Genomic DNA, 21,636 nt, shown 5'->3' with positions numbered 1-21,636 from the left:
TTCACCTCCCCTCCCCGGGGCCATACCCCCTCCACGCACGTGAAGGAGGGGGACGACGATGGAGCGACTGGGTACGGGGATCGGGTGGCGGCCGGAGATCGCGGAGGCCGTGGAGCGGATGCCGGGCATCGACTGGGTCGAGGTCGTCGCCGAGAATGTCTGTCCGGGGCATTTTCCCGACTCGCTGCTGCGGCTGCGCGAGCGCGGCATCACCGTCGTCCCGCACGGTGTCTCGCTCGGGCTCGGCGGCGCCGACCGGCCCGACGAGGGACGGCTGACCGCTCTTGCCGAGCGGGCCGAGGCGCTGGGCTCGCCGCTGGTCACCGAGCACATCGCGTTCGTGCGGGCGGGCGGCCCGCTCACCGCGTCGCCGCGTCTGGAGGCGGGCCATCTGCTGCCCGTCCCGCGCACCCGGGACGCGCTCGACGTGCTGTGCGAGAACATCCGTATCGCCCAGGACGCGCTCCCCGTGCCGCTCGCCGTCGAGAACATCGCCGCGCTGATCTCCTGGCCCGGCGAGGAGATGACCGAGGGACAGTTCCTGTACGAGCTGGCCGACCGCACCGGAGTGCGGCTGCTCATCGATGTCGCCAACCTGCACACCAACCACGTCAACCGGGGCGAGGACCCGGCCGAGGCGCTCGCCGAACTTCCCCTGGAGGCCATCGCGTACGTCCATGTCGCGGGCGGCTTCGAGCGGGACGGCGTCTGGCACGACAGCCACGCCCACCCGGTCCCGCGGCCGGTCCTCGACATCCTCACCGACCTCGCCGCCCGGGTCGCACCGCCCGGAGTCCTGCTGGAACGCGACGAGAACTTCCCCGAACCGGCCGAGCTGGAGCGGGAGTTGGCCGAGATCCGGGCGGCCGTCGAGAAGAGCGGCCAGGAGCCGACGCCAGGCGGCACCGCACCGGCCACCACGCCGGAGCCGGCCTCCGCCTCCGCCCGCGAACGCCTCGCCCTCGCCCAGACCGCGCTGCTCTCCGCGCTCGTCGCCGGCACGCCCGTACCGGAGGGATTCGACCGGACGCGTCTCGGCGTACAGGCACGGGCGCTCGCCGGGAAGCGGGCGGATGTCGTGGCGAAGGTCGCGCCCGAACTGCCCGTGATCCTCGGCCCGCGGTACCGTCCCACTTTCCTCGCCTACGCCCAGCGCAACCCCATGACCAGCGGCTACCGGCATGACGCGCTCGACTTCGCGGGTCAACTGCTGGACGTTCCCAGCAAGTTGGACCCGCTCGCAAGGAGGCGGCTGAGCCAGTGGCGGCTGGAGCGCTCGGGCCCGGCCCCGCGCTCGCACTCGCGTCTGGCGCGGATACGGCGGACTTTGACCCGCCGGTGAACGAGGGGCCCTGATTAATAGTTAATATGCCCATCCCACCCCTCGAAGCGCACTGACGTGCGGTGCCGCAACTGGAGGCACCATGCGACCGCGATCCCCTGTCCCCGGCCGGGGCATTCTCAGCGGTACCGGGCTCATCATCACGGGCCTGACGGCGACCCTCGTGGCGCTGATCGTCCCGATCTGGTCGTACGCCGACCGGTCGGGCACCGGTCTCGACGTGCTCAACTCCGAGACCGTGTCGACGCAGTACGGCCCGCTGTCGGGTCTGGACCGCGAGTTCATCACCAAGGTCCGGCTGGCAGGGCTCTGGGAGCTGCCGGCCGGTCAGCAGGCCCAGCAGAAGGGCACCACGGCGGCCGTGAAGACGGCGGGCGAGCATCTCGTCGAGGGGCATATGTTCCTGGACGAACGGGTCCGTGACGTAGCCGCGAAGCTCTCGCTCACCCTGCCCAACGAACCGAACGAGCAGCAGCGACAGTGGCTCGACACCCTGAACTCGACCCAGGGCGCCGAGTACGAGTGGGAGTTCGCCAACATCCTTCGGGTGGCGCACGGCAAGGTGTTCTCGGTGGTCGCCCAGGTCCGCGCGAGCACCCGCAACACCCTGGTGCGCGAACTCGCCGAGGACGCCAACACCACGGTGCTGGACCACATCAAGGTCCTGGAGGCCACCGGGTACGTCGACTTCGACGCCCTGGCCCGCGACATGGCCGCCGGCAGCACTCCCCCGCTCACCCGCACCCCGGCGCCGCCCGGCCCGGTGACCGACCCCTCCCCGGCGATCCCGGTCACCCCGTCCCCGGTGCCGACCCCCACGTACACCCTCCCGCCGGCCGCCACCAGTCGCCCACCCAGCAATGCCGGTAAGTCCTGACAAACGACCCAAAACCGCAACCATTAATTGAGGAACCCCCACGGCGAGCAACCAAGTCCGCGAGAGCAGCGGCGGTTTAGCCGCAGAATGGTGCCATGTTCTGGGTCCTTCTTCTGCTCGTGGCCTGGGCCGTCGCCGGCACCGCGTGCACCCGGCTGTGCCTGACCGCCGTACACGCGGCGGCCGTGGATGTGAACGCGGGCCGAGAACACGATCTGACGCTGTACGAGGCCGCGTTCCTGTCCGGCGGCCCCCGCCGGGTCGCCGATCTGACCCTGGTCTCCATGGCCCGTCAGCGCCGGCTGCTGCTCGCCCGCACGGGCTGGGCGACGGTCGTCGACCCGCGCGGCCGGGACGACATCGAACGGTCCGTCATAGGCGCCATAGGGCCCGAGGGTCAGTCCCGTATCGCGCCGGTGCGGGACGCCGCGGCCGACGCGGAGGCGGTGGGCAGCCTCGCCGACCGGCTCGTCCGGGCCGGTCTCGCCGTGCCCGACGGAGCACGCACCGGCATAGCGGCCGCACTCCGCCAGGTGCAGCTCGCGGCAGCCGCCGTACTGGCGCTGGGCGCGACCGCGCTGCTCATGCCGGGCATGGCCGACATGCCCCGCCATCTGGTCGCCCTCTGGTTCGGCCTGCCGCTCGCGCTCACCCTGAGCTGTCTGGCCATCGCGCGCGTCGAGATCCACCCGTACTCGCGCTGGGCCTCCCCGGCCGGACAGCGGCTGCTGGGCACCCTGGCCCGGCACACGGGCGGCGGGGACGACCGTACGTACCTCACCTCGGTCGCGGTACGCGGGGTCCGCGCGATCGGTGAGCCGGATCTGCGGGCGGCCTTCGAGCAGCGTGAGCCTCTCTGGCGCGACTGACACGGAGGGGGCGCACAGGGGGCATTGGCGCCGACACCGGGCGGACGGTGCTTGCCTTCGCCAACGACCGAACGAAACATCCCTTTTGTTGCGTCCGTGCACCGAAGGGATACGCGATGAGAGCCCCCGCCCTCTACTCGGCCGCCGGGTCGTTGCTCGTGACGACCCTCACCGCCACCCCGGCCGGCAGCGCGGAGGCCGTTCCGGGCCTGGCCGAACTGCGCGGCACCGCCGTGGCCGCCGAGCGCGCGAAGGCGACCGGCATCGTCTTCGGCTCCTGCTCCAAGGAGCAGGACATGCCCGGCAGTCTGCAGTGCGGCACGGTGAGCGTCCCGCTCGACTACGCGAATCCGAAGGGCAAGCAGATCAAGCTGACGGTCAGCCGGGTGCGGGCCACCCACAAGGACCCGCACAACAGCAAGCGCCGGGTGCCGCGGCAGGGCGCCCTGGTCTTCAACCCGGGCGGCCCGGGCGCCTCGGGCATGTACTTCCCGCTGATCGGTCTGATGCCCGAGTGGAAGCGCCTCGCGGCGGCCTACGACCTCGTCGGCTACGCCCCGCGCGGGGTGGGCCACAGCGCGCCGCTGTCCTGCCAGGACCCCAAGAAGTTCTTCAAAAGGCCGTCGCAGGCGCCCACCTACCCTTCGGAGTCGTACAAGCGCGAACGCATCGCGCAGGCGAAGGCGTACGCACGCGGCTGCGCCAAACGGTCCGGCAGCGCGCTGAGGCACTACCACTCCCTCAACAACGCCCGCGACCTGGACGTCCTGCGGGCCGCGCTGGGCGAGAAGAAGCTGACGTTCATGGGCGCGTCGTACGGCACGTACTACGGCGCGCTGTACGCGACGCTCTTCCCCTCGCACGTGCGGCGGATGGTGTTCGACGCGGCGGTGAATCCCGATCCGGAGCAGATCTGGTACCGCAACAACCTCGACCAGTCGGCCGCGTTCGAGGGACGTTGGGCGGACCTGCGGGAGTGGATCGCCAAGCACCACAAGGTGTACGGCCTCGGCGACACGCCCGCGAAGGTGCTGCGCAGCTATGAGAAGGCGGCGGCGCGGCTCGCCGTCGAACCGGCGGGCGGGAAGGTGGGTCCCGGGCAGTTGCAGGGGGCGTTTCTGCAGGCCGGGTACTACGACGACTACTGGCCGCACCGGGCGCAGGCGCTGTCGGCGTATCTCAAGGGCAACCCGAAGCCGCTGATCGAGATCGCTTCGCCGGTGACGGAGGCGGCCGTCGAGGCGGAGAACAGCCGGGCGGTGTACACGGCCGTCGAGTGCAATGACGCGGCCTGGCCCACCGAGTGGAGTGTGTGGGACCGGGACAACACGCGGCTCGCGCGGGTGGCGCCGTTCGAGACGTGGGACAACGTGTGGATGAATCTGCCCTGCGCGTACTGGCCCGCGCCGCGTCAGCAGGCGGTCGATGTGCGGACGGGGCCTGGTGAGCTGCCGGCGACGCTGATTCTGGCCGCCGAGCGGGATGCCGCGGCGCCTTATGAGGGGGCGCTGGAGTTGCATCGGCGGCTTTGGGACTCGGTGTTGGTCACCGAGCGGGATGCGGGGACGCATGGGATTGCGGGTGGCCCCAATGCGTGCGTCAACGCGTATGTGGATGCGTATTTGTTGGAGGGGAGGCTTCCGGTGCGGCGCAGTGCGTGTGCGCCGCGACCGGAGCCTCGTCCTGCCAAATGAGGGCGCTTAAGCGAGCCCGGCGATGAGATCTGCCACCGACTTGCGGCGGCCCGTGTAGAACGGGACCTCCTCGCGTACGTGCATCCTTGCCTCCGACGCGCGCAGGTGGCGCATCAGGTCCACGATGCGGTACAGCTCGTCCGCCTCGAAGGCGAGGATCCACTCGTAGTCGCCCAGCGAGAAGGAGGCGACCGTGTTGGCGCGGACGTCCGGGTAGCCGCGGGCCATCTTGCCGTGGTCGGCGAGCATGCGACGGCGGTCCTCGTCGGGCAGGAGGTACCAGTCGTAGCTGCGCACGAAGGGGTACACGCTGACGTAGTCGCGGGGCGTCTCGTCGGCGAGGAACGCCGGGATGTGCGCGCGGTTGAACTCGGCGGGGCGGTGCAGCGCCATGTTCGACCAGACCGGCTCCAGCGCGCGGCCGAGCCTGGTGCGGCGGAAGAGGTTGTACGCCTCCTGCAGCTGGTCGCTGGTCTCGGCGTGCCACCAGATCATGACGTCGGCGTCGGCGCGCAGGCCGGACACGTCGTACGTGCCGCGGATCGTCACGTCCTTCGCGGCGAGCTGGTCGAACAGCTCCTGGACCTCGTCGGCGTAGCCCGCGCGGTCCTCGGGGAGCACGTCCTTCAGCTTGAAGACGGACCAGAGGGTGTAGCGGATGACCTCGTTGAGGTCCTTGGCCAGCTTGCCCTTGTTCGGGATCCTGCCGGACTCGGTGGTGGGGGCGTCGTCACTCATGGTCCTTATTCTCCTGCTCCTCCGTGCAGACTCTGCACCGGGTGGGCGGTGAGCTCCTGCACAGCGCGCAGGTCACCGTGGATCTGGTCGACGGCCGCGTACGCGCTCGCGATGCACGCCGGGATGCCCACCCCGTCGTAGGCCGCGCCGCACACGGCCAGGCCCGGCACCTTGCCGATGTGCTCGCGGATGCGGGCCACGCGCGCGTGGTGGCCGACGGGGTACTGGGGCAGTCCGTCGGTCCAGCGGGTGACGCGGGTGGCTACCGGGGTGGCGGCCAGGCCGGTCGCCGCCTCGAGGTCGTGCCGGGAGACCTCGACGAGGCCGGCGTCGTCCCGCTGAAGGATCTCCGTCTCGCCGTACCGCCCGACCGAGGTGCGCAGCACCAGCAGGTCCGGGTCTTCGTCGGCGATCCAGCCCCACTTCTGGGAGGCGAAGGTCGAGGCCTTGATGGTGCGGCCGTCGACGGGCGGCACCAGGAAGCCGCTGCCTTCGGGGAGCGCGGTGTCGGCGCGGCGGTAGGCGAGGGTGACCAGGGCCATCGAGGCGTACTCGACGGCGGCCAGTTCCGTGGCGGCAGCGGGGGCTTCGGCGCGCAGCAGCTCGGCGGCGGCACGCGCGGGTACGGCGATGACGACGGCGTCCGCGTGCAGCGTCCGGTCGCCGGTGACGACCCGCCAGCCCGACTCCGCGCGGCGCAGTTCGGTGACCCGCGCGCCGGTGACGATCTCGCCGCCCCTGGCCTGCACCGACTGAGCGACGGCGAGCGGAAGTGTGCCGATGCCGCCCTCGATGCCCATGAACACCGGGCCGGTCTGCTGGTTGGCGGTCGCCTTGGCCTGGATCTCGCGGACCGCCTCCGTCAGGGAGTCATGGGTCTGCGCGGCCTGGAAGAGCTGCGGGACGGCCGAGCGCATCGAGATGCGGTAGGCGTCGCCCGCGTACACCCCGCCCAGCAGCGGCTCGACCAGCCGATCGACGACCTCGTGGCCCAGCCGCTCCGCCACATACGCCCCGACCGCCACGTCGTCGCCCACCTCGGTGCGAGGCAGCTCGGCGTCGCGCTCGATCCGGGCGAGGCCCTCCTCGGACAGGACGCCGGCCAGTGCGGAGGCGGTGCCGGGCACCCCCATGACATGGCCCTTGGGCATAGGGCGCAGGGCGCCACGGGTCCACAGAGAGGCGGTCGCGGTGGCCGGCGGCTGAAGGCGCTCGGCGAGGCCGACCTCGCGGGCGAGAGCGACGGCCTCGGGGCGGCGCGCCAGCATCGACTCGGCGCCGAGGTCCACGCGGACGCCCGCGATCTCGCCGGGCAGCAGCTTGCCGCCGATGCGGTCCGAGGCCTCCAGCACGGTCACGCGTCTGCCGCTGCCGCCCAGCAGCCGGTGGGCCGCCGCGAGTCCGGCGATCCCGGCTCCGATGACGACGACCTGTCCGTGTTCCGCTGGAGTGTCCGCTGCGTGCATGATCCCACTCTCTCAAACGCCACTGACAGTTCCGCCAGGGCCGTTCGGCCTTCGGCGCCGGACCGCCGTGTGCCCGCCCCGAGTCCCGACCGTGACCGCATCGGAACCGTCGCGGGCCAACGTCCGGGCCCCTCCCGGCGTCGAAGAAGCATCAGTCGTCACGACCCTCGGGGGTAATGCCACCATGCGCGCACGACGTTCCGTACGACCTGTCCATGCCGTCGCCGGCCTCCTGCTGGCGGCAGCCCTGGCGCTGACCGGATGCACCGGCGGCGCCGCCTCCAGTGACTCCGCCGGCAGCAATGAGGCCGCCAAGTCCCAGGCGGACAGCGCCGCGGGCCCGGCCGCCGGCGACTCGGGAGCCGAGAAGGCGGACGCCCCACCCAAAATCACCGCGAGCCACATCATCCGCACGGCCTCGCTGACCGTGCAGGTCAAGGACGTACCGAAGGCCCTCGACGAGGCCCGTACGACCATCGAGAACGCGGGCGGCTACGTCGGCAACGAGACGACCACGCGCGACGAGAAGGGCAATGAGCGCACCCGGGTCGTCCTGCGCGTGCCCGTGGACTCCTACGCGGACGTCCTCGCCGACCTGGAGGGCACGGGCAAGCTGCTGGACCGCACCGCCAAGGCGCAGGACGTCACCGACCAGGTCGTCGACGTGGAGAGCCGCATCAAGACGCAGCGGGCCAGCGTGATCCGGATCCGTGAGCTGATGGACCAGGCCACCAAGTTGAGCGACGTGGTGACGCTGGAGGGCGAGCTGAGCGCCCGCCAGGCGGACCTGGAGTCGCTGCTGGCCCAGCAGGCCTCCCTGAAGGACCGTACGAGCCTCGCCACCATCACCCTCTCCCTGTCCGAGACTCCGGTGAAGAAGGCGACGGCCGAGGACGACGACCCCGGGGTCGCGGATGCGCTGACGGGCGGCTGGGACGCCTTCGTGACGATGCTGCGGTGGATCGTCATGGCGGTCGCCGCGGTGCTGCCGTTCGCCGTGGGTGCGGCCCTGCTGGTGGTGCTCTGGCTGTGGCTGGTCCGCCCCCGGCTGGCGCGCCGCCCGGAGCCCGCGCCCGCGACGAGCGCACTCGGCCCGCTGCCGACGGCCCGGCAGGCACCGCAGCCCACGCGCGAGGAGGACTGAACCCGAGCCCGAAATGATCTGCGCCCGTAGCGTGTTCGCATGAACATGAGCCTTGGGCGGGGTACGCGGGAACGGCTGGTCGTGATCGGCGGCGACGCCGCGGGGATGTCCGCGGCGTCGCAGGCACGGCGTATGAAGAGCGCCGACGAACTGGAGATCGTGGCCTTCGAGCGCGGCCACTTCTCCTCGTACTCGGCGTGCGGCATCCCCTACTGGGTGGGCGGCGAGGTTTCCGAGCGCGACGAGCTGATCGCCCGTACGCCCGAGGAGCACCGCGCGCGGGACATCGATCTGCGCATGCGCACCGAGGTCATGGAGATCGACGTGGCCGGGCAGCGGGTACGCGCGCGTGACGTCGATTCCGGGGCCGAGTCCTGGACGTCGTACGACAAACTCGTGATCGCGACCGGGGCCCGCCCGATCCGCCCGGACATGCCGGGCGTCGACGCGCCGGGGGTGCACGGGGTGCAGACCCTCGACGACGGCCAGGCCCTGCTGGACACGCTGGCACGCACGCGTGGGCGGCGCGCGGTCGTGGTCGGCGCCGGTTACATCGGTGTGGAGATGGCCGAGGCGCTGATCAACCGCGGGTACGAGGTGACGGTCGTCAACCGTGGCTCGGAGCCGATGTCCACGCTCGATCCCGACATGGGCCGGCTGGTGCACGAGGCCATGACGGGCCTCGGCATCACCATGGTCGATGACGCCGAGGTCACCAAGGTGCTCACCGGCGACGACGGCCGGGTCCGCGCAGTGGCCACGGAGGACGCCGAGTACCCGGCGGACGTCGTCGTCCTCGGCATCGGGGTCCGCCCGGAGACGACGCTCGCGCGCGTGGCGGGCCTGCCCCTGGGCCGGCACCAGGGCCTGCTCACCGACCTCGGGATGCGGGTGCGCGGCCACGAGAACATCTGGGCGGGCGGCGACTGCGTGGAGGTCCTCGACCTGGTCTCCGGCCAGGAGCGCCATATCGCCCTGGGCACCCACGCCAACAAGCACGGCCAGGTCATCGGCACCAATGTCGGCGGCGGTTACGCCACCTTCCCCGGTGTGGTCGGCACCGCGGTCAGCAAGGTCTGCGACCTGGAGATCGCCCGCACGGGCCTGCGCGAGAAGGACGCCCGCCGGGCGGGGCTCCAGTACGTCACGGCCACCATCGAGTCCACCAGCCGGGCCGGTTACTACCCCGGCGCCTCCGCCATGACGGTCAAGATGCTCGCCGAACGCCGCACGGGCCGCCTGCTGGGCGTCCAGATCGTCGGCCGGGAAGGCGCGGGCAAGCGGGTCGACATCGCGGCCGTGGCCCTGACGGCAGGCATGACGGTGGACCGGATGACGTCCCTGGACCTCGGCTACGCCCCGCCGTTCAGCCCGGTGTGGGATCCCGTACTGGTGGCGGCCCGCAAGGCGACGAAGGCGGTGTTGAAAGGCTCCTAAGCCGACCCGCTGATCCGCGGCAAGGAAGCCACGGACGCAGTGGACGGAGCGGCGATCGGCTGCTCACCGCCCGGCTTCGCATGCGCCGCGGAGACCCGGGCGGACCGCAGCCGGTGGCTCACGGCCTCGTCCAGCGTCACCGGCCGCCCCAGTTGCGCGGCGAGCCGTCCCGCCTCCTGACCCAGCCGTGCGACGTCCTCCCAGGGAAGCCGCACCACCACGGAGAGCTCCGCTTCACCATCAGGCAGCGCATGCATCGAAGCAGCAACTCGATCGTTCATCGCCCGTCCTCACGTAGACCCGGTTGAGAAGCCATACGCACGCAAAGACCCCGGCGTTCACCGATTCCCGGACCCCATCCAGGGAAGAAGAGACTCGTGGTCATCCCCGTCCATGACGTGAACCCCGCACGCAGCACCCCATGGGTGACGTACGGCCTGATCGCCGCGAACGTCCTCGTCTTCCTCGCCATGCCCGGCACGGTGGGCGTGCCCGGGGCGAGCCGGCTCGCCCAGACCTGCGAGCTGCACGCGTTCCTGGACCACTACGCCGCCGTACCACGGGAGTTGATCCACGATCAGATGCCCGGCCTGGTCCCGACCGGCGATGTGGCGGTCGGCCCGCAGGGCCCCGGCTGTGTCGTCGGCGAGCCGGGCTACGACAAGTCACCCCTGCTGTCGGTCTTCACCGCGATGTTCCTGCACGGCGGCTGGCTGCACCTGCTCGGCAACATGCTCTTCCTGCTGATCTTCGGCAACAACATCGAGGACCGCATGGGCCATGTGCGGTACTTCCTTTTCTACGTCGTCTGCGGCTACGCGGCCGGATACGGCTTCGCGCTCCTCAACGACGACTCCGGCGACCCCCTGATCGGCGCCTCGGGAGCCATCGCCGGGGTACTGGGCGCCTATCTGGTGCTGTATCCGAAGGCCAGAGTGTGGGTCCTGGTGCCGTTCCTGATCTTCCTGCCGCTCCGGCTGCCGGCCTGGCTGGTGCTGGGCTTCTGGTTCGGGCTCCAGGCGGTGTACTCGTCCGGCGAGGGCATCTCCGATGCCGGGACCGTCGCGTATACGGCGCATGTCGTCGGCTTCATCGCGGGCATGCTGCTCGCCTGGCCACTCAAACCCGGCACACCACCGCCGCCGGAACCGCGCGGTCTGCTCTTCGGCAGGCGGGCGCGGCCCCGGGAGACGTGGTGAGTCAGCGCGCGGTGTGCGTGTGGACGTACTCGACGAGCCGGGTCAGCGAGTCCGGGTCGGTGTTCGGCATGACGCCGTGGCCGAGGTTGAAGACATGGCCCTCCAGGCCCGCCGCGGCGTCGAGGACCTCCTGGGTCTTCCTCTCGACGGCCTCGGTGGTGGAGAACAGCACCGTCGGGTCGAGGTTGCCCTGGAGCGCCTTGCCGGGGCCGACCCGGCGGGCGGCCTCGTCCAGCGGGACGCGCCAGTCGACGCCGACGACATCCGCGCCGGCCTCGCCCATCAGTCCGAGCAGCTCGCCGGTTCCGACGCCGAAGTGGATGCGCGGGACGCCGTATCCGGCGACGGCCTGGAAGACCTTGGCCGAGGCGGGCATGACCGAGCGGCGGTAGTCGGCGGGGGCGAGCGCGCCGACCCAGGAGTCGAAGAGTTGGACCGCGGAGGCGCCGGCCTCGATCTGGACCTTCAGGAAGGCGGCCGTGATCTCGGCGAGACGGTCGAGGAGGTCGGCCCAGAGCTCGGGGTCGCCGTACATCATCGCCTTGGCGTTCTCGTACGTACGCGACGGACCGCCCTCGACGAGGTAACTCGCGAGGGTGAAAGGCGCGCCCGCGAAACCGATGAGCGGGGTGGACCCGAGCTCGCGGGTGAGCAGGCCGATGGCCTCGGTGACGTAGGAGACGTCCTCGGGGGTCAGGTCACGCAGCTGCGCCAGGTCGGCGCGGGTACGGATCGGGTTCTCGACGACCGGGCCGACGCCGGGCTTGATGTCGAGGTCGATACCGATGGCCTTGAGGGGGACCACGATGTCGCTGAAGTAGATCGCCGCGTCCACGTTGTGACGGCGCACGGGCTGGAGGGTGATCTCGGTGACCAGCTCCGGGCGCATGCAGGACTCGAGCATCGGAATGCCCTCGCGGACCTTGCGGTACTCCGGCAGGGAGCGGCCGGCCTGCCGCATGAACCACACCGGGGTGTGCGGCACGGGCTCGCGCCTGCATGCCTTCATGAAGGCGGAGTCGTACGTCGCTGTCGGCTGCGTGTCGTTGGCACTCACGGTGGTCAGTCTCGCACGGGGGCGATCGTCTCCCGCCCGCAGGCCGGGAGGTCGACCGGGTGTCTAGACCCGCACCGGACGCCGATTCCCCTTAATCTTCCCGCATGGCTGCGGCTCAGGGACGACTGTCGGGTGGAATGGATGACGCGAAGGACACCGGGGAGGCTGACGGGCAGGCGAGCAGTGGTGCGCCGCCCGTCTTCCGAGCCGCGGTGGAGGCCCTGCGCAGCAGTCGGCTGAGGCCGCAGATCGAGGTGGAGTCGACGCGCGCCCCGCAGCGACTCGCCCCGCACGCGTACGCGCTGGAGGCAACCGTCGTCGACGGCGATCAGGATCTGGCCGACGGACGACTCGTGCTGCTGCACGATCCGGCCGGGCACGACGCCTGGCGCGGAACGTTCCGGCTGGTGACGCTGGTGCGGGCGGAGCTGGAGCCGGAGATGGCGGCCGACCCGCTGCTGCCCGAGGTGTGCTGGACCTGGCTGACCGGTGCGCTGCAGGCGCGCGGACTGACGTACGGCGAGCCGAGCGGCACCGTCACGCGCGCGAGTTCGCACTACTTCGGCGGTCTGTCCGAACGTCCGTCGGCCTCGCAGATCGAGATCCGCGCATCCTGGACCCCGCGCGAGGGCCTCGGCGGTGTGCCGGACACCGCGGCGCATCTCGCCTCGTGGGCCGATCTGCTCGCGCAGGTCGCGGGTTTGCCGCCGGCCGGTCCCGGAGACGCGGCGGTGGTGACGCTGCCGCAGCGCCGTGGACCGCAGTCGCGATAAGCATCACTTTGTCGATACGGCCACTTTCAGTCATGAGCAGACACTCGAACGAACCGATTTGCTCACCGAACGATCGACCGTACGTCCGAATTGCACCAATTGTTACTCACTAGATCGTGATCATTCTCTAAAGAACTTCAGGTTTGGTGCCGAAGACGACTGTGACCTTCAAAGCCGTCCCGCACCCCAGGAGGCCTGGTGTCCGTTCTCCTCGAGCAGCCCGCAAGCCTGGTCGCCTACCGCCCGAACAAGCCGACCGCCATGGTGGTCGTGGCCGATCCCCGCGTCCGCTCCACCGTCACCCGCCATCTGTGGGCGCTCGGTGTGCGCGACGTCATCGAGGCCTCGTCCGTCGCGGAGGCTCGTCCCCGCATCGGCAACCCCCGCGACATCTGTGTCGCCGACGTCCATCTGCCCGACGGCTCCGGCCTGACCCTTCTGTCGGAGACCCGCGCAGCGGGCTGGCCCAACGGCCTCGCCCTCTCCGCGGCCGACGACATCGGCGCCGTCCGCAACGCACTGGCCGGAGGCGTGAAGGGCTACGTCGTCACCGGCACCCGCACCAACGTCGGGCTCCCCACCCGGCCCGGTGCCGCCCCCATCGGCGCCGCCGCCGCCCGTATGCACCGCCGCCCCCCGGGTGCCCCGAGCCACCCGGGCGGCTACCGCGAACTGTCCGGCCGTGAGGTCGAGGTACTGCGACTGGTGGCGGAGGGCCAGTCGAACAAGGCCATCGGCGTCTCGATGGGCCTGTCCGCACTGACCGTCAAGAGCCACCTCGCCCGGATCGCCCGCAAGCTCGGCACGGGCGACCGCGCCGGCATGGTCGCCGTCGCCCTGCGCACCGGCATCATCCACTGACCCCCGACCCCACCATTCACGGACGTGAACGGATCGGCCGCTGATCCACCCCCGCCCGTGCCCCACCTGTCGTGAACCGGATGATTCACCGACCTGACTGGTTTACGACCCCCAGGCGCCCGTCGACGGAACGTTCCGTCGACGGGCGCTGTCCATACACAGATACCCTTGACAGGTGACCGACGCCCAAGACACCGCAGCAGACAGCTCACTGCGAACCACCGGAGGCGCCCCTCCGGACGACGGCGGATCTTCTGTTACGGGGGCGCCGGCCGGGGCACCGAACCCTGAACCGACCCCTTTGCTGGAACCGCGCGAAGGCATTCCGCCCGTGATCGCCGACGAGGAGTCCCTCGCCCGCGCGATCGCCGCGTTCGCCGCGGGCTCGGGCCCCGTCGCCGTCGACGCCGAGCGCGCCTCCGGCTACCGCTACGGACAGCGCGCCTATCTGGTGCAGCTGCGCCGCCAGGGCGCGGGTACGGCGCTGATCGACCCCGTGGCCTGTCCCGATCTCTCCGGTCTCGGCGAGGCGCTCTCCGGTACGGAGTGGGTGCTGCACGCCGCGACCCAGGACCTGCCCTGTCTCAGGGAAATAGGTATGGTCCCCACCCAGCTGTTCGACACCGAGCTGGCAGGCCGACTGGCCGGGTTCCCGCGGGTCGGGCTCGGCGCGATGGTCGAGAGCGTCCTCGGCTTCGTCCTGGAGAAGGGGCACTCCGCGGTCGACTGGTCCACCCGCCCGCTGCCCGAGCCCTGGCTGCGCTATGCCGCGCTGGACGTGGAGCTCCTCGTCGATCTGCGTGACGCGTTGGAGAAGGAGCTGGACCGGCAGGGCAAGCTGGAGTGGGCCCGGCAGGAGTTCGACGCGATCGCGTCCGCGCCGCCGGCCGAGCCGCGCAAGGACCCCTGGCGCCGCACCTCCGGGATGCACAAGGTACGGCGGCGTCGGCAGCTCGGCGTCGTGCGCGAGCTGTGGGAGACGCGGGACCGGATCGCGCAGCGCCGGGATGTGTCGCCGGGCAAGGTGCTGTCGGACGCCGCGATCGTGGAGGCGGCGCTCGCGCTGCCCGCGAACGCGCATGGGCTGGCCGCGTTGAACGGATTCGGGCATCGGATGGGGCGACGGCAGCTGGAGCAGTGGCAGGCGGCCGTCGACCGGGCCAAGGCGCTGAGCGAATCGCAGCTGCCGCAGCCCGGGCAGCCGGTGACCGGTCCTCCGCCGCCGCGCGCGTGGGCCGACAAGGACCCCGCGGCCGCCGCGCGTCTGTCCGCGGCCCGCGCCGGAGTTTCCGCACTGGCCGAGCGGCTCAACATGCCCCAGGAGAACCTGATCACTCCGGACACGGTGCGGCGGGTGTGCTGGGAGCCGCCGACGGACGTGGACGCGGAGACCGTCGGGGCCGCGCTCACGCATCACGGGGCTCGGCCCTGGCAGGTCGAGCAGGTGACGCCGGTTCTGGTGGCGGCGCTGTCAGCGTAGCCGCTGATCACCTCGTCGCCCCCCGCATGAACCCGTTGTAGATGAACCGCTGAAGGAACAGGAAGACGATCAGCGTCGGCAGGATCACCAGCACCGCTCCTGCCGAGATCGTCTCCCAGTGCGCCGCGTACGGGCCGCGGAAGCGGAACAGGGACGTCGAGATCACGCCAAGGTCTTCGGAGGGCATGTAGAGGAAGGGGATGTAGAAGTCGTTGTAGACGGTGATCCCCTTCACGATCACCACCGTCGCGATCGCCGGTTTCAGCAGCGGGAAGATGATCTTTCGGTAGATCGTGAACGCGTTGGCGCCCTCCAGCCGTGCCGATTCGTCCAGGGAGATCGGGATGGACCGGACGAACTGCAGGAAGATGTAGATCGACACGATGTCCGTGCCCATGTAGAGCACGATCGGCGCCCAGAGGGTGTCGAACATGCCGAAGCTGTTGACGATCTGGAAGGTCGCCACCTGGGTGGTGACCCCGGGGACCAGCGCGGCGACCAGGAAGAGCGCGACCACCAGCTTCTTGAAGCGGAAGCTGAAGCGGTCGATCGCGTACGCCGTCATCGAACCGATCAGAACGGTGCCGCCGATGGCGACCAGCAGGATGAGGGCCGTGTTGCCGAACGCCGAGAGCATCCGGCCGTCCTGGAACGCCGTCACATAGTTGTCGAAGTTCAGCAGATTGCCGGGGAGCGAGAGAGCTCCGTCCGCCTCCGCCATCTCCTGCTCGGTCTTCAACGACGTCAGCAGGACCACGACCAGCGGGAGCAGGACCACCACGGTCGCCGCGATCAGCGACAGATAGACGAACGTACGGGCTACGGCTCGGCGCGTCATACGAGGTCCACCCTCTCGTCGGGGACGAGGCGCCGCTGGACCCAGGTCACCAGCAGGATGATCAGCAGCAGCACGACCGCGGCCGCCGAGGCGAGCCCCGTCTTGTTGAAGCGGAAGGCCAGGTTCACCGTCTGGATGACGAAGGTCTCGGTGCCGGTCGCCCCGCCGGTCATGATGTACGGGATCTCGAAGACCGACAGCGAGCCGGAGATCGAGAGGATGACCGTCAGGCTCAGCACCGGCCTGATGCCCGGCGCGATGATGTAGCGGAACTGGTGCCAGCGGTTCGCACCGTCCAGTTCGGCCGCCTCGTACAGCTCCCCGGGGATCGACTGGATGGCGCCGAGGAAGAGCACGAAGTTCAGGCCCAGATAGCGCCAGACCGAGACGCCCGCGAGCGAGGTGTTGGCGGAGGTCGAGGTGCCGAGCCAGGCGTGGTCGGTGTGTACGCCGAGCAGGCTGAGCACCGAGTCGAGGGTGCCGCCGTCCTGGAAGAAGTAGAGGAACACAAAGCCGATCGCGACCCCGTTGATCAGATACGGGAAGAACAGCACGCCCTTGAAGAAGTTCCGGAAGCGGACGTTGAAGCTCAGGATCGTCGCGAAGTAGAGGGCGGCCGCGATCTGGACGGCGGAGGCCGCGAGGTAGTAGCCGCTGACGAAGAACACCCGGAAGAGATCCTCGCGGGTGAAGATCTCCGTGTAGTTGTCGGCGCCCGTGTAGTTCAGCTCGGGGCTCACACCGTCCCAGTCGGTGAAGCTGTACGCGACCATGTTGGCGATCGGTGCGTAGGTGAAGACGATCAGCAGCGTGAGCGGGGCGATCAGGAACAGCCACGGCGTCAGGCCGCGCCACCGGCGGGCCCGCGCGGGGGCGGCGGACTCCGCCCCCGCGACCGGCTGTTCGACCGCCTTCTGCGCGGTGGCGGCCATCAGCGCTGCGCCTCGGTCCACCGCTCACTGAGGTCGGCGAAGAAGTCGTCGAGGCTGCCCTTCGTGGCGCCCCGGGCGAGGTCCACCAGCTTCTGGCGGTACTCGGGGGCGTAGATGCCGGTCTCCGACTGGTTGTCGATCTGCTTGACCTGGGCGCCCTTGGAGTCGTCCACCTCGATGAACTTCACGCCCGCGTCCTCGTAGGGCTGCATCACCGCGGGGAGCGGGGCGTTCTTGAGCGGGGAGATCGCCAGATTGTCCTTGTCGTAGCCGGACTTGTCGGTGAACCAGTCGATCCAGGCGCGGGCCGCGTCCTTGTGCTTGGAGTGGACGTTGACGGCCTGGTTGTAGTCCGGGGCGACCGGGGCGCAGAACTTGCCGTCCGTCTGGGCCGGGAAGGGCATGAAGCCGATGTCGACGGGGTTCACGCCGGCCTTCTTCGCGGCGTCCTGGAACTGGACGATCGCCCAGGTGCCGAGCCACTGGGTGGCGATCTCGCCCTTGGCCGTACGGGGCTTGGACTCCTCCCAGTTGGTGGTGGTCGGGTCCTTCTCGGCCAAGCCCTGCTCGACGATGTCGTGCAGCAGGGTGTCACCGACGCGCAGATCGGCGTCCTCGGCCCAGGGGTCGCCCTCCGCCAGCTTGGTGGTGGCCCCCGGATCGCAGTGCACCGAGCCGTTGACGTACGTCCACGAGGTCAGCGTCCAGCCGGCGGCGAAATTGGTGTAGTACGGGACGGCGTCGGTCTTGTCCTTGATGGCCTTCAGCGCGGTGAGGAACTCGGCCGGAGTGGTGGGCCATTCGGTGACGCCGGCCTCCCGCCAGACCCTCTTGTTGTAGATGAAGCCGGGGGTCACACCGACCGGGCTCTGGCCGTAGACCTTGCCGTCGACGGTGGTGAAGTCGGTGAAGCGGTACTTCTCGCTGCGCTCCTCGACGGTGCCCAGCGAGGCGAAGAACTTGGGGTAGTCCGCCTTCTTGATCACCGCGGGGATCAGCAGGACGTCGCCGTAGTTCTCCGTGTTCATACGGATCTTGACTTCGGACTCGTAGTTGGTGAGCGCCTCGAACTCGACCTTGACCTTCGGATAGGTCTTGTTGAACTCGGCGGCGTACTTGTCCATCGTGCCGTCCTGCACGAGGTCGGTACGGACGGTGAGGACCTTGATGGTTCCGCTGACCTTGGCCGGGTCGGTGGGCGCCTTGGCGTCCGCCCCCTTCGACGAGCCTCCGGTGCCGGTGCACGCCGAGAGCAGCAGGGCGGCACCCGTGACCATGGCGAGGACTGTACGGCGGTACATGTGCATCAGCTCCGTTCACGAGACGGACGAGCACTTGCGGGTTGGCTGGTTCGGAACTCTGACAGCGCTTTCTCGACCGGTAAAGTCCCTATCCCGCCAACGACGCCAAAAACTTGCCCCGCACTGGGGTTGACCGGTTTAGGGAGTGCGTATGCTGGAGGCCACACCGCTGGGCGAGGGATGGATCCTGCGGACCCCGGGAAGCACTGCGGCGGAGGTTCCGGCCGCGGTGCCGGGGTGCGTGCACACCGATCTGCTGGCGGCCGGAGTGATCCCGGACCCCTTTCTCGGACGGAACGAGACCGAGGTCGCCTGGGTGGGCCGGCGGGACTGGACCTACGAGCGGGACCTGCACGCGGCCTCGGGACACGAGCAGACCGACCTCGTCTTCGACGGCCTCGACACGGTCGCGGAAATCCGGCTGGACGGGCGGCTGTTGGGCCGCACCCGCAACATGCACCGCTCCCACCGGTTCGACGTGACCGGCCTGAGCGGGCGGCTGTCCGTACGGTTCGCCTCCGCGTACGCCGAGGCCGAGGCCGTGCGCGGGAAGCTGGGTGAGCGGCCCGCCGCCTACGCCGAACCCTTCCAGTACGTGCGCAAGATGGCCTGCTCCTTCGGCTGGGACTGGGGGCCGACCCTGGTCACGGCGGGGATCTGGCGGCCGGTGCGTCTGGAGCACTGGTCGACGGCCAGGATCGCCCGGGTACGTCCGCTGGTGACCGTCGAACAGGGCGTGGGGCGTGTGGAGTTGGCCGTCGATGTCGAGCGGACCCGGGTCGAGGCGCCGCTGACCATCGAAGCGACGGTCGGCGGAGTGCGGGCGCGCGCCTCGATCGACGGCACGCAGGGGGTCGTACGTCTTGAGGTGCCGTCGCCGCGGCTGTGGTGGCCGCGCGGCTACGGTGAACAGCCGCTGTACGACGTCGAGTTGAGGCTGCTGCACGGGGACGAGCCGCTGGATGTGTGGCGTCGGCGGATCGGCTTCCGGAGCGTGGAGCTGGACCGGTCGGCGGACGAACACGGCACCGGCTTCACCTTCGTCGTCAATGGCGAACGGCTCTTCGCGCGGGGGGTCAACTGGATCCCGGACGATGTCTTCCCGTCCCGGGTGACGCGTGCCCGGTACCGGGAGCGCCTCGGGCAGGCGGCGGACGCGGGCGTGGACCTGGTGCGGGTCTGGGGCGGCGGGATCTATGAGAGCGAGGACTTCTACGACGCCTGCGACGAGTTGGGGCTGCTGGTCTGGCAGGACTTCCCCTTCGCCTGCGCCGCCTACCCCGAGGAGCAGCCGCTGCGCGGGGAGGTCGAGGCCGAGGCCCGCGAGAACGTCGTACGGCTGATGCCGCACCCCTCGCTGGTGCTGTGGAACGGCAACAACGAGAACCTGTGGGGCTTCAGGGACTGGGGGTGGGAGCGGCGACTGGCCGGTGAGTCCTGGGGCGAGGGGTATTACCTGGGCCTACTCCCGCGTGTGGTGGCCGAGTTGGATCCGACGCGGCCCTATGCGGCGGGCAGTCCCTGGTCGGGGAGCTGGGAGCGGCATCCGAACGATCCGGCGCACGGGACGCATCACTCGTGGGAGGTGTGGAACCGGGAGGACTACGCGGAGTACCGGGCCGATGTGCCGCGGTTCATGGCCGAGTTCGGCTGGCAGGCGCCGCCCGCGTACGCGACGCTGCGGCGGGCACTGCCGGGTGAGGAGCTCGCGGCCGACTCCCCCGGCATGCTGCACCACCAGAAGGCGGACGACGGCAATGGCAAGCTGCGGCGCGGTCTTGAGCGGCATTTCGCCTTCCCCCAGGGGGACTTCGACCGCTGGCACTACCTCACCCAGGTCAATCAGGCCCGTGCGGTCGCCACCGGGATCGAGCACTGGCGCTCGCACTGGCCGGTATGCGCGGGCACGGTCCTGTGGCAGCTCAACGACTGCTGGCCGGTGACCTCTTGGGCCGCGATCGACGGGGACGGGCGGGAGAAGCCGCTCTATCACGAGCTGCGGCGGCTGTACGCGGACCGGCTACTGACGCTTCAAGTGCAGGAGCGGGGGCTGGTGTTGGCCGCCGTCAATCAGGGGGCCGAGGTGTGGGCGGGGGCGGTGCGGTTGCGCCGGATGTCCGTCGAGGGGGTCGTCATCGGCGAGGGTCGCTCTCGGTTCACGGCCGAGGGGCGGACCGTGGCGCTCGTCGGCGTGGACCGGGATCTGGAGCCGGCCGGTCCCAAGGAGTTCCTGGTCGCCGACGCCGACGGGCTGCGGGCGCTGCACTTCCCCGCCCCTGACCGGGAAATCCCTTATCCCCGGCCGGAGTTCGAGGTCCAGATCGTGCCGGACGGAGTACGCGTGACGGCCCTGACCCTCGTACGGGATCTGCTGCTGCAGGCCGATCGGCTGGACCCCGGGGCCCGGGCGGATCGGGGGCTGGTCACGCTGCTGCCCGGCGAAGAGGTGACCATCGGGGTGCGGGGCTGGGAGACTCCGGATCCGGAGACCGCCCGTTCGGCCCTGTACTGCGTGGAGCCATCCCGATGACCACTGATCGCGTCACCATCAAGGACGTCGCCGCACGTGCCGGGGTGTCCAAGGGTGCCGTGTCCCTCGCCTTCAACCACAAGCCGGGACTCTCCGAGGCGACCCGGGACCGGATCTTCCGGGCCGCCCGCGAGCTGGGCTGGGCGCCCAGCCTCACCGCGCGGTCGCTGGCGGGGGCGCGGGTCGATGTCGTGGGCCTCGCGATCTGCCGGCCCGCCAAGCAGCTCGGGCTCGAACCCTTCTACATGGAGTTCGTCTCGGGCGTGGAGAGCGTGCTGACCGAGCAGTCCTGCTCGCTGCTGCTGCGGCTGGTGCGGAATGTGGAGGAGGAGGTCGGGATCCAGGAGACGTGGTGGCGAGGGCGGCAGATCGGCGGCTCGATCCTCGTCGACTTCCGGGCGGACGATCCCCGGGTGGCGGCCGTGGAGCGGCTGGGGATGCCGGTGGTCGCCGTAGGACATCCGTCGCTGACCGGCGGGCTGACGTCGGTGTGGACCGACGACGCCACGGCCGTGACGGAGGCCGTGCGGTATCTGGCGGCGCTCGGGCATCGGAGGATCGCCCGGGTGGGGGGTGCGGCGGCGCTGGGGCACACGGCGATCCGTACGGCGGCCTTCGACGAGGCGTCGCGGACGCTGGCGCTGGCCGGGGCGTGGCAGGTGGCGACGGATTTCTCCGGGGACGCGGGTGCGCGGGCGACCAGGTCCCTGCTGACGGCGGCGGCGGCGCCGGACCGGCCGACGGCGATCGTGTACGACAACGACATCATGGCCGTGGCGGGACTGTCGGTGGCGGCGGAGATGGGGCTCCGGGTCCCGGCCGACGTGTCCCTGCTGGCCTGGGACGACTCTCAGCTGTGCCGGCTCACGCATCCGACGCTGTCCGCGATGAGTCATGACGTGCACGGGTTCGGGGCGGAGGTGGCTCGGACCCTGTTCGGGGTGATCACGGGGGACGGGCCCGGCTCCCATCCCGTACCGACCCCGGTCCTCACCCCACGCGGTTCGACGGCACCCCCCGGGGTGTGACCTTCACCGCTTGGTCCTGCGGGACTGTGCAGCTACGTTACTCATAAGTAGCATGGTCGTAAGCGCGCGC

Annotated in this window: 19 protein-coding genes; 12 read left to right on the top strand and 7 right to left on the bottom strand. The window is 70.3% G+C overall.

Annotation, left to right across the window (positions count from 1 at the left end; all coding sequences use genetic code 11):
• The first annotated feature begins 58 nt into the window (after positions 1-58).
• From OHT76_RS32570 to OHT76_RS32555, 4 genes are all read left to right on the top strand, one after another.
• Complete coding sequence (locus tag OHT76_RS32570; RefSeq protein ID WP_328874416.1) at positions 59-1,342, top strand: DUF692 domain-containing protein; 1,284 nt, start codon at positions 59-61, stop codon at positions 1,340-1,342.
• Between the two features lie 82 nt (positions 1,343-1,424).
• Positions 1,425-2,219, top strand: a complete 795-nt coding sequence (locus OHT76_RS32565) for a DUF4142 domain-containing protein (RefSeq protein WP_328874415.1) — start codon at positions 1,425-1,427, stop codon at positions 2,217-2,219.
• Positions 2,220-2,314: 95 nt separating this feature from the next.
• Positions 2,315-3,088 carry a TIGR04222 domain-containing membrane protein gene (locus OHT76_RS32560; protein ID WP_328874414.1) on the top strand — a complete coding sequence of 258 codons (774 nt, stop codon included), beginning with the start codon at positions 2,315-2,317 and terminating at the stop codon, positions 3,086-3,088.
• A gap of 116 nt (positions 3,089-3,204) precedes the next feature.
• Positions 3,205-4,782: an alpha/beta hydrolase gene (locus tag OHT76_RS32555; RefSeq protein WP_328874413.1), complete on the top strand. Its 1,578-nt coding sequence runs from the start codon at positions 3,205-3,207 to the stop codon at positions 4,780-4,782.
• A gap of 6 nt (positions 4,783-4,788) precedes the next feature.
• Here the strand turns inward: OHT76_RS32555 and hemQ are convergent, their stop codons facing one another.
• Together hemQ and hemG are read right to left on the bottom strand one after the other, a co-directional pair.
• The gene (gene hemQ, locus OHT76_RS32550) at positions 4,789-5,520 is read right to left on the bottom strand and encodes a hydrogen peroxide-dependent heme synthase (protein ID WP_328874412.1); all 732 of its coding nucleotides are present in this window, start codon (positions 5,518-5,520) and stop codon (positions 4,789-4,791) included.
• 5 nt (positions 5,521-5,525) lie between these two features.
• The gene (gene hemG, locus OHT76_RS32545; RefSeq protein ID WP_328874411.1) at positions 5,526-6,986 is read right to left on the bottom strand and encodes a protoporphyrinogen oxidase; all 1,461 of its coding nucleotides are present in this window, start codon (positions 6,984-6,986) and stop codon (positions 5,526-5,528) included.
• Positions 6,987-7,170: 184 nt separating this feature from the next.
• Between hemG and OHT76_RS32540 the strand changes: the two genes are divergently transcribed.
• Positions 7,171-8,130 (top strand): DUF4349 domain-containing protein, encoded by a 960-nt coding sequence (locus OHT76_RS32540; protein WP_328874410.1) that lies wholly within the window; start codon positions 7,171-7,173, stop codon positions 8,128-8,130.
• A gap of 39 nt (positions 8,131-8,169) precedes the next feature.
• Positions 8,170-9,567: an FAD-dependent oxidoreductase gene (locus OHT76_RS32535; protein WP_328874409.1), complete on the top strand. Its 1,398-nt coding sequence runs from the start codon at positions 8,170-8,172 to the stop codon at positions 9,565-9,567.
• Here OHT76_RS32535 and OHT76_RS32530 read toward each other — a convergent pair.
• Positions 9,564-9,848 carry a hypothetical protein gene (locus tag OHT76_RS32530; protein WP_328874408.1) on the bottom strand — a complete coding sequence of 95 codons (285 nt, stop codon included), beginning with the start codon at positions 9,846-9,848 and terminating at the stop codon, positions 9,564-9,566. The two genes, OHT76_RS32535 and OHT76_RS32530, sit on opposite strands and share 4 nt — an antisense overlap.
• 96 nt (positions 9,849-9,944) lie before the next feature.
• Between OHT76_RS32530 and OHT76_RS32525 the strand changes: the two genes are divergently transcribed.
• On the top strand, positions 9,945-10,766 hold the full coding sequence (locus OHT76_RS32525; protein WP_328874407.1) for a rhomboid family intramembrane serine protease: 822 nt from the start codon (positions 9,945-9,947) through the stop codon (positions 10,764-10,766).
• Position 10,767: 1 nt separating this feature from the next.
• Here the strand turns inward: OHT76_RS32525 and hemE are convergent, their stop codons facing one another.
• Complete coding sequence (gene hemE / locus OHT76_RS32520) at positions 10,768-11,823, bottom strand: uroporphyrinogen decarboxylase (protein WP_328874406.1); 1,056 nt, start codon at positions 11,821-11,823, stop codon at positions 10,768-10,770.
• Positions 11,824-11,960: 137 nt separating this feature from the next.
• On the opposite strand from hemE, the gene OHT76_RS32515 reads away from it, so the two are divergent.
• From OHT76_RS32515 to OHT76_RS32505, 3 genes are all read left to right on the top strand, one after another.
• The gene (locus OHT76_RS32515; RefSeq protein WP_328874405.1) at positions 11,961-12,596 is read left to right on the top strand and encodes a DUF3000 domain-containing protein; all 636 of its coding nucleotides are present in this window, start codon (positions 11,961-11,963) and stop codon (positions 12,594-12,596) included.
• Positions 12,597-12,794: 198 nt separating this feature from the next.
• Positions 12,795-13,457, top strand: a complete 663-nt coding sequence (locus OHT76_RS32510) for a response regulator transcription factor (RefSeq protein WP_053751649.1) — start codon at positions 12,795-12,797, stop codon at positions 13,455-13,457.
• A gap of 175 nt (positions 13,458-13,632) precedes the next feature.
• Positions 13,633-14,937, top strand: coding sequence for a ribonuclease D (locus OHT76_RS32505; protein WP_328874404.1), 1,305 nt, complete (start codon positions 13,633-13,635; stop codon positions 14,935-14,937).
• A 7-nt stretch (positions 14,938-14,944) separates the two neighbouring features.
• Here OHT76_RS32505 and OHT76_RS32500 read toward each other — a convergent pair whose 3' ends face one another.
• Genes OHT76_RS32500 through OHT76_RS32490 form a run of 3 tightly spaced genes read right to left on the bottom strand, consistent with a single transcriptional unit; the run spans position 14,945 to position 18,014 of the window.
• Entirely contained in the window at positions 14,945-15,775 is an 831-nt protein-coding gene (locus OHT76_RS32500; RefSeq protein WP_328874403.1) for a carbohydrate ABC transporter permease, read from the bottom strand.
• The gene (locus OHT76_RS32495) at positions 15,772-16,707 is read right to left on the bottom strand and encodes a carbohydrate ABC transporter permease (RefSeq protein ID WP_328874402.1); all 936 of its coding nucleotides are present in this window, start codon (positions 16,705-16,707) and stop codon (positions 15,772-15,774) included. The genes OHT76_RS32500 and OHT76_RS32495 overlap by 4 nt, the downstream gene beginning before the upstream one ends.
• Entirely contained in the window at positions 16,707-18,014 is a 1,308-nt protein-coding gene (locus OHT76_RS32490) for an extracellular solute-binding protein (protein ID WP_443049859.1), read from the bottom strand. Before OHT76_RS32490 ends, OHT76_RS32495 begins: the two co-directional genes overlap by 1 nt.
• 145 nt (positions 18,015-18,159) lie before the next feature.
• Here OHT76_RS32490 and OHT76_RS32485 point away from each other — a divergent pair, with 145 nt between their 5' ends.
• Together OHT76_RS32485 and OHT76_RS32480 are read left to right on the top strand one after the other, a co-directional pair.
• On the top strand, positions 18,160-20,538 hold the full coding sequence (locus OHT76_RS32485) for a glycoside hydrolase family 2 protein (protein ID WP_328874400.1): 2,379 nt from the start codon (positions 18,160-18,162) through the stop codon (positions 20,536-20,538).
• The gene (locus OHT76_RS32480; protein WP_328874399.1) at positions 20,535-21,566 is read left to right on the top strand and encodes a LacI family DNA-binding transcriptional regulator; all 1,032 of its coding nucleotides are present in this window, start codon (positions 20,535-20,537) and stop codon (positions 21,564-21,566) included. The genes OHT76_RS32485 and OHT76_RS32480 overlap by 4 nt, the downstream gene beginning before the upstream one ends.
• Positions 21,567-21,636 lie beyond the last annotated feature (70 nt).

Origin of the sequence: Streptomyces sp. NBC_00287 (genome assembly GCF_036173105.1) — a bacterium.
Taxonomy (GTDB): Bacteria; Actinomycetota; Actinomycetes; order Streptomycetales; family Streptomycetaceae; genus Streptomyces.
This window is presented reverse-complemented; position numbering and strand designations above follow the sequence as displayed.